At 72.7% G+C, this 6,878-nt stretch carries 6 protein-coding genes; 3 read left to right on the forward strand and 3 right to left on the reverse strand.

Annotated elements, in window-relative coordinates; all coding sequences use genetic code 11:
- Nucleotides 1-75: 75 nt before the first annotated feature.
- The 3 genes from J5X07_RS09350 to J5X07_RS09360 all read left to right on the forward strand — a co-directional run bounded on the left by J5X07_RS09350 (nucleotide 76) and on the right by J5X07_RS09360 (nucleotide 3,693).
- Nucleotides 76-2,097: a M3 family metallopeptidase gene (locus J5X07_RS09350; protein WP_124933905.1), complete on the forward strand. Its 2,022-nt coding sequence runs from the start codon at nucleotides 76-78 to the stop codon at nucleotides 2,095-2,097.
- Between the two features lie 44 nt (nucleotides 2,098-2,141).
- A complete protein-coding gene (locus tag J5X07_RS09355) occupies nucleotides 2,142-3,236 on the forward strand; it encodes an NAD(P)/FAD-dependent oxidoreductase (protein ID WP_124933904.1) in 1,095 nt (364 codons plus the stop codon).
- Between the two features lie 106 nt (nucleotides 3,237-3,342).
- The gene (locus J5X07_RS09360) at nucleotides 3,343-3,693 is read left to right on the forward strand and encodes a DNA primase (protein WP_208479614.1); all 351 of its coding nucleotides are present in this window, start codon (nucleotides 3,343-3,345) and stop codon (nucleotides 3,691-3,693) included.
- A gap of 25 nt (nucleotides 3,694-3,718) precedes the next feature.
- Here J5X07_RS09360 and J5X07_RS09365 read toward each other — a convergent pair whose 3' ends face one another.
- The 3 genes from J5X07_RS09365 to J5X07_RS09375 all read right to left on the reverse strand — a co-directional run bounded on the left by J5X07_RS09365 (nucleotide 3,719) and on the right by J5X07_RS09375 (nucleotide 6,530).
- Nucleotides 3,719-4,699 (reverse strand): aldo/keto reductase, encoded by a 981-nt coding sequence (locus J5X07_RS09365; protein WP_124933902.1) that lies wholly within the window; start codon nucleotides 4,697-4,699, stop codon nucleotides 3,719-3,721.
- 109 nt (nucleotides 4,700-4,808) lie between these two features.
- On the reverse strand, nucleotides 4,809-5,624 hold the full coding sequence (locus tag J5X07_RS09370) for a RecB family exonuclease (protein WP_124933946.1): 816 nt from the start codon (nucleotides 5,622-5,624) through the stop codon (nucleotides 4,809-4,811).
- Nucleotides 5,625-5,918: 294 nt separating this feature from the next.
- On the reverse strand, nucleotides 5,919-6,530 hold the full coding sequence (locus J5X07_RS09375) for a hypothetical protein (protein WP_208479617.1): 612 nt from the start codon (nucleotides 6,528-6,530) through the stop codon (nucleotides 5,919-5,921).
- Nucleotides 6,531-6,878 lie beyond the last annotated feature (348 nt).

Consider the following 6,878-nt stretch of genomic DNA (forward strand, 5'->3'; position numbering starts at 1 on the left):
ACGGCTGAGAATGGCGCTGCCACCGGCCATGCCGCCGCTACCGGCCCAAGGTCCCAGACGTGGCACGATGAGACCATGAGCCTGACCGACGACGCCCACGGCGCCCCCGCCCCCGAGCTCCCCGAGTCCAACCCGCTGGCCCGCCCCTGGGCCCTGGAGCTGGGGCTGCCGGACTTCGCGGCGGTGCGCCACGAGGACATCGAGCCCGCCATCCGGGCGGGCATGGCCGCCCAGCGCGCCGAGTGGGAGGCCGTGGCCACTGACCCGGCCGAGCCCACCATCGCCAACACCCTGGAGGCCCTGGAGCGCTCCGGCGACCTGCTGGGCCGGGCCCTGACCGTGCTGTCCTGCCTGACCTCGGCCACCTACTGCCCCGACCTGGATGCCCTGGAGGAGCGGCTGGCCCCCGAGCTGGCCGCCCACCACGACGCCTACGCCCTCGATGCGCGCCTCTACCGGCGCTTCAAGGCCCTTGAGGAGCGGGCGGCGAGTCCCGATGAGGAGACCGTCCGGCTCATCCGCCTGACGGTGGAGGCCTTCGAGCGCGACGGCGTCTCCCTGGAGGGCGAGCAGGCCCAGCGCCTGCGCGCTATCAACGCCCGCATGACCGCGCTGGAGTCGCGCTTCTCCACCCTGGCCACCGAGGCCATGCACGCGGCCGGAGTGGCCAACTACACCTCCGCCCCGGCCCTGGCCACCACCCGCCCCCACGCCGCGCGCCAGGAGCTGCTGGAGCGCTCCATGTCCCGCGGACTGGGCGGGGAGCACGACACGCGCCCGATCGTCCTGGAGCTGGCGGCCCTGCGCGCCGAGCGGGCCGCCCTCCTGGGCCACCCCCACCACGCGGCCATCGTGGCCGCCGAGTCCGCCGCCCGGACCACCCGGGCCGTCTCCGAGATGCTCTCGCGCCTGAGCGTCCCGGCCATGGCCAACGCCCGCCGGGACGCCCGGGGACTGGCCGCCCGGATGGCCGCCGACCCCCGGACCCAGGAGGGGGAGTCCTTCGGCCCGGCCGACTGGCCCCTGTACGAGGCCGCCGAGCGCAAGGAGCGCTTCGGCGTCGACGACGAGGTCCTGGCCCCCTACCTGGAGCTGTGGAGCGTGGTGGAGAAGGGGGTCTTCGCCGCGGCCACCGGCCTGTACGGCATCACCTTCCACGAGCGCCCCGACCTGGCGGCCCGCATGTACGACCCCACCGTGCGCGTGTGGGAGGTGCGCGACGGCCAGGACCGCCGCGCCCCCCTGCTGGGACTGTTCGTCGGCGACTACTACGCCCGGCCCGGCAAGGCCGGCGGGGCGTGGATGTCCAGCCTGGTGGAGCAGTCCCACCTGCTGGACCGGCGGCCCGTGGTCATCAACTGCGCCAACATCACCCGGCCCGAGTCGGGCCCGGCCCTGCTGACCTGGGATGAGGTCATCACCTGCTTCCACGAGTTCGGCCACGCCCTCCACGGCCTGCTGTCCGACACCCGCTACCCCTCGGCCTCCGGGACCAACGTGCCCAACGATGTCGTGGAGTTCCCCAGCCAGGTCAACGAGAAGTGGGCCCTGCACCCCCGGGTCCTGGCCTCCTACGCGCGCCATGTGGACACCGGCGAGCCCATGCCCCCGGCCCTGAGCGAGCAGCTGCGCCAGCAGGGCGCCTTCGGCCAGGGGTACGCCACCACCGAGTACCTGGGGGCCGCCATCCTCGACCAGGCCTGGCACACCCTGACGGCGGGCCAGGCCCCCACCGATCCCCAGGAGGTCGAGGCCTTCGAGCACCGGGCCCTGGCCGCGGCGGGCATCGACGACGCCCTGGTCCCTCCCCGCTACCGCTCCACCTACTTCTCCCACGCCTTCGCCGGCGGCTACGCGGCCTCCTACTACGCCTACATCTGGAGCGAGGTCATGGACGCCGATGCGACCCAGTGGCTGCGCACCGACGGGCAGGGCGCCATCGACGGCGACCAGGGCCTCAACCGCACCGCCGGGGACGCCCTGCGCCGGGAGTTCCTCTCGCGCGGCGACTCCCGCGACCCCCTGGCCTCCTACCGGGCCCTGACCGGGCACGACCCGCAGATCCAGCCGCTCCTGGAGCGCCGCGGCCTGCTGTGAGCACATCACCACACCCCCAACGACCACCAACGGAAGGAATGCACATGGCCCGCGTCACCATTGTCGGCGGCGGCTACGGCGGCATCACGGTCGCCAAGGCGCTCGACGACGTCGCACAGGTCACTCTCGTCGAGCAGAAGGACACCTTCGTCAACCACGCCGCCGCCCTGCGCGCCGCCGTGGACGCCCAGTGGGCCGAGAGGATCTTCATCCCCTACGACAGGCTCCTGACCAACGGCCGGGTCGTCCACGGCACCGCCCTGGCCGTGCACGGCACCACCGTGGAGGTCTCGGGGCACGGCCCCATCGAGGCCGACTACCTGGTCCTGGCCACCGGCACCAACTACCCCTTCCCGGCCAAGCACCTGGAGTCCTCGGCGATCATCGCCAAGGCCCGCATCGAGCGCATGCGCTCCAACCTGGCCCAGGCCGGGCGGGTGCTCATCGTGGGGGCGGGCGCGGTGGGCATCGAGCTGGCCGGCGAGATCACCTCCGCCTTCCCCGACATCGCGGTCACCCTCCTGGAGACCGCCGATCGGATCATCCCCGAGGGCGACTACAAGGAGGAGATGCGCCAGGCCATCGTCTCCCAGCTCCGGGGGCGCGGCGTGGAGATCATCACCGGCGACAAGCTCGCCTACCTGCCGCCGGTGGACGTGGGCGTGCTCTCCCCCTTCCGCGTGGACACCAAGAGCGGGCGCCGCATCGAGGCCGACATGTGGTTCCGCGCCTACGGCTCGGCCGCCGCCACCGGCTACCTGGGCACGGACTACGAGGAGATCCGCCACTACAACGGCACCATCCGGGTCGACGACCAGCTGCGGGTCGTGGACCACCCCGGGGTGTGGGCCATCGGGGACATCACCGACGTGCGCGAGTCCAAGCGCGCCGACGCCGCCCGCGCCCACGCCCAGGTCGTGGCCCGCAATATCGCCGACCTCATCGCCGGCAGGCAGCCCACCGCCACCTACCGGCCCGGGCCGGAGATGGTGGTCCTGCCCCTGGGGCCCGATGGCGGGGCCGCCCAGATCATGCGCGAGGGGGTGCGCGTCGTCGTCGGCCCGGAGGAGACCAGCCGGATCAAGGGGGAGGACCTCTTCCTCGACTTCGTGCGCGAGGAGCTGGGCGTGAGCGAGTGACCCGCCCCGGTGCCGGTCCCCCGCGTGGGCGGGGGACCGGCACCGGCCCGGGCGCGTCCCCGTCGTGCTGTTCACCACGACGGGGGTTGCCGGTAGTGTGTCCTCCATGACGAATGACCCGCGGTCCGCGCTCAACCGACTCATCGCCGCTTTCGAGGCGCACCTGGATGCCGCCGTCACCGGTGACGAGTTCTCGCCGGCCGTGGTCGCTGCCGAGAACGCCCTCCAGGACGCCTTCTTCACCTACGACGACACCCTGTTCACCGCCTACGGCATCGAGCTGCCCTTCGAGACCTTCGACGGCGACGATGATGACGACGCCGACGAGGACGACTACGACGATGATGACGTGGATGACGACGACTTCGACGACGAGGGCGATGATGACGATGACGTGGATGACGACGACTACGACGACGATGATGACTACGACGATGAGGAGCCCGGGCGCCGCTGAGGCGCGCTGAGGGCTGCTCAGCGGCTCAGAAGCGCTCGGGGTAGCCCATGGGCGGGGCGGTGACCTCGTCCAGGGCGTGGCGGATCTGGACGGGCAGGCGCAGGTCCTCGGCGGCCAGCGCCCCCTGGAGCTGGGCGGGGGTGCGGGCCCCCACGATCGTCGAGGAGATCCCCGGGGCGTCGCGCGCCCAGGACAGGGCGATCTCCACGGGCTTGCGGTCCAGTCCGGCGGCTGCCGTCGCCACCGCCTCGGTGACCCCCTGGTGCACCTGCGCCAGGTAGGGGGCCACATAGGAGCGCAGGTGGGGCGAGGCCGCCCGGGAGTCGGGGGGAGTCGAGGAGCGGTACTTCCCGGTGAGCACCCCCCGGCCCAGCGGCGCGTAGCCGATGACGCCGAAGCCCAGGGCCGCGGCCGCGGGCAGCAGCTCGCGCTCCACCCCGCGCGAGAGCAGGGAGTGCTCGACCTCCACCGCGGCTAGGCCCGGCCCCTGGGAGGCGGCCTTGAGCAGGTCGGCCACATGCACCGTCACCCAGGCCGGATGGTTGGACAGGCCCACGTAGCGGGTGCGGCCCGAGGACACCGCCACGCTCAGCGCGTGGGCCATCTCCTCCAGGGGCGTGGTGGTGTCGGGCACCTGCACCAGCCACAGGTCCAGGTGGTCGGTGCCCAGGCGCCGCAGGCTCATGTCGAGGGTGTCCAGGAGGGTCCCGCGCGAGGCGTCGGCCACGCTGGGCCGCTCCCCGGTGCGCCAGGTGCGCACCCCGGCCTTGGAGACCAGCACGATGTCATGGCGGTGGACGTGCTCGCGCAGCAGGGTGCCGATGACCTCCTCACTGGCCCCCTCGCTGTAGGAGGCGGCCGTGTCCACCAGGGTGCCCCCGGCGTCCAGGAGGATGTCGAGCTGCTCCTTGGCCTCCAGCTCGTCGGTGTCCCGGCCCCAGGTCATGGTGCCCAGGCCCACCGAGGACACGCGCAGTCCGGTGCGGCCGAGTCTCCTGTGCTCCATAGGGCTAACCGTAGTGGGTCCGCTGCCGTTTCCCGAATGAGACCATTCGGCAGGCCGCCTGCGATGAGGCGGGTCAGGGGACTGGGCAGGGGGTTTCAGGCCACGGGCATCAGGCCGCCTGCCGGCGGGCGGTGAGGAGCTGGGCGAGGCCGTCGTCGGGCAGTGGGGGAGTCCGGCCGCCGAAGAGCGGGCACTGGGCCTGGAAGGCGCACCAGTCGCACAGGCGGGAGCGGCGGGGGCGGAAGTCCCCGGCGCGGGCGCAGTCCTCGATCTCATCCCAGATGCGCGAGATCCTGGTCTCGGCGGACTCCAGCTCGGGGGTGCGGGGGTCATGGGTGAGGGTGCGCCCGTCCTTGAGGTAGATGAGCTGGAGGCGCGCGGGCGCCCGGCCCCGCAGGCGCCAGAGCACCAGGGCGTAGAAGCGCATCTGGAACAGGGCGTCCTGCATGTAGCGCGGGTGCGGGCTGCGGCCGGTCTTGTAGTCCACCACGCGCATGGCGCCGTCGGGGGCCACATCCAGGCGGTCGACGAAGCCGCGCAGGAGCAGGCCGTCGGAGGTCTCGGTCTGGACGAGGAGCTCGCGCTCGGCCGGCTCCAGGCGCGTGGGGTTCTCCAGGGAGAAGTAGGTGCCGATGAGGGCGCGGGCCTCCTCCAGCCAGGACTCCACCTGGGCGGGGCCGCCCTCGAAGAGCTCCATGACCTCCGGGCTCCGGTCCCGGTGGGCCTCCCACTGGCCGGGCAGCAGGTCCAGGGCGGCCTCGCGGCTGCGCCGGGGCGCGGGCAGGTCGTAGAGGCGCTCTAGGACGGCGTGCACCACGGTCCCCTTGTGGGTGGCCAGGGATCCGGGCTCGGGCAGGCGGTCCACGGTGCGCAGACGGAACATGAGCGGGCACTGCATGAAGTCCTTGGCCCGCGAGGGCGACAGGGCGGCCCGCCGCCCCGGGCCGTGCCCGGCCCGCCGCCCCGAGCCGCGCCCGCCGCGGGGCCCCGGGCCGGTGGGCCGCGATCCTGCGGGGTTCGGGTCTGGGGAGGCGGGCGTGTCATTCATGGGAGCGACGCTACCGGTGGATGGCACTGGGATGGCGCTGTGCCGCGCCCCTGTCCACAGGGCGGCGCCCTCGGCGCTGCGCGGGCCGCTCTGTGGAGCACGGCCAGGCGCGGAGGGCCGCGGATGAGGCGGGGATCCTGGGCCGATCCGCCGTCGGGAGGCGGGCCGGGCCTACGCGGCGGGCGGGGTCCCGGGCCTGCCGCGACGGCCCCGGCCGGACAGTCGCGCCAGGAGGGCCAGGAGGCATGCGAGCAGCAGGAGCAGGACGCCGAGGGAGACGAACACGCTCTTGCCCAGGGACAGGGCACCGCCGATCTGGGCCAGCGGCGGGGGGACCTGCGGGAAGGAGCGGATCATGAGGGCAGTGCAGATGTTCTCCCCCCAGTCGCACAGGGCACCGATGAAGGGGATCCACCTCATTGTCATGACCAGGGCCGGGCGCCTGGCCGCCCCGGGCAGGTGCGCGGCGAGTGCCCGCAGGCTCAGGCTGATCGCCAGAGCGGAGGCCAGCGGGTAGACCATGTCCAGGGGCAGCTGCACCGTGAGGTAGAAGCGGCGCCCCTCCTCGCCCAGGGCGGACAGGAGGTCGACCGCCTGGGCGTGCCCCAGTCCCGCGGGCATGAGGTCCGGGAGCTGCCGGCCGCCTGCCAGGCCACGGAGGTGGGGGATGGTCACCGTGAGCATGACGGCGTAGGTGGTGGCCGCGATCGCGTACAAGCCGATGAGCAGCCAGCGCGTGGGGGTCAGGGGAGGGAATGGCCTGCGGGTGCGTCGGAGCATCATGGTGGCTACTGTGCACGATGCCGGGCTCGCCCGCACACTGCCGGGATTGTCAGCGGAATGCACCCCTGGGAGGCCCGCAGAGTGCGGACAGCCCCTGCGCTCTGCCTCCGCATTTGCATCCTGCGGCTGGGTTCTCCTTGGTAGCCTGAGGCGGTGGATCTCTCCTTGCTCCCCCTCGGCGTTCAACTGGCGAACCTATTGCTCCGCTGTGCTGTGATAGTGGCTCTTCGTGTTTGAGGGTGTGGTAGGTGGGGCTTATCGGCGCTTTTAGGTGGTTGCGAGGTGGTCCTTGAGTCGTCCGGCGTGGATGAGGCTGCGGGTGGTGTAGTTGGTGAGGTTGCGGAATCC

The organism is Actinomyces bowdenii (genome assembly GCF_017592395.1).
In the GTDB taxonomy this organism is placed as follows: Bacteria; Actinomycetota; Actinomycetes; order Actinomycetales; family Actinomycetaceae; genus Actinomyces; species Actinomyces bowdenii.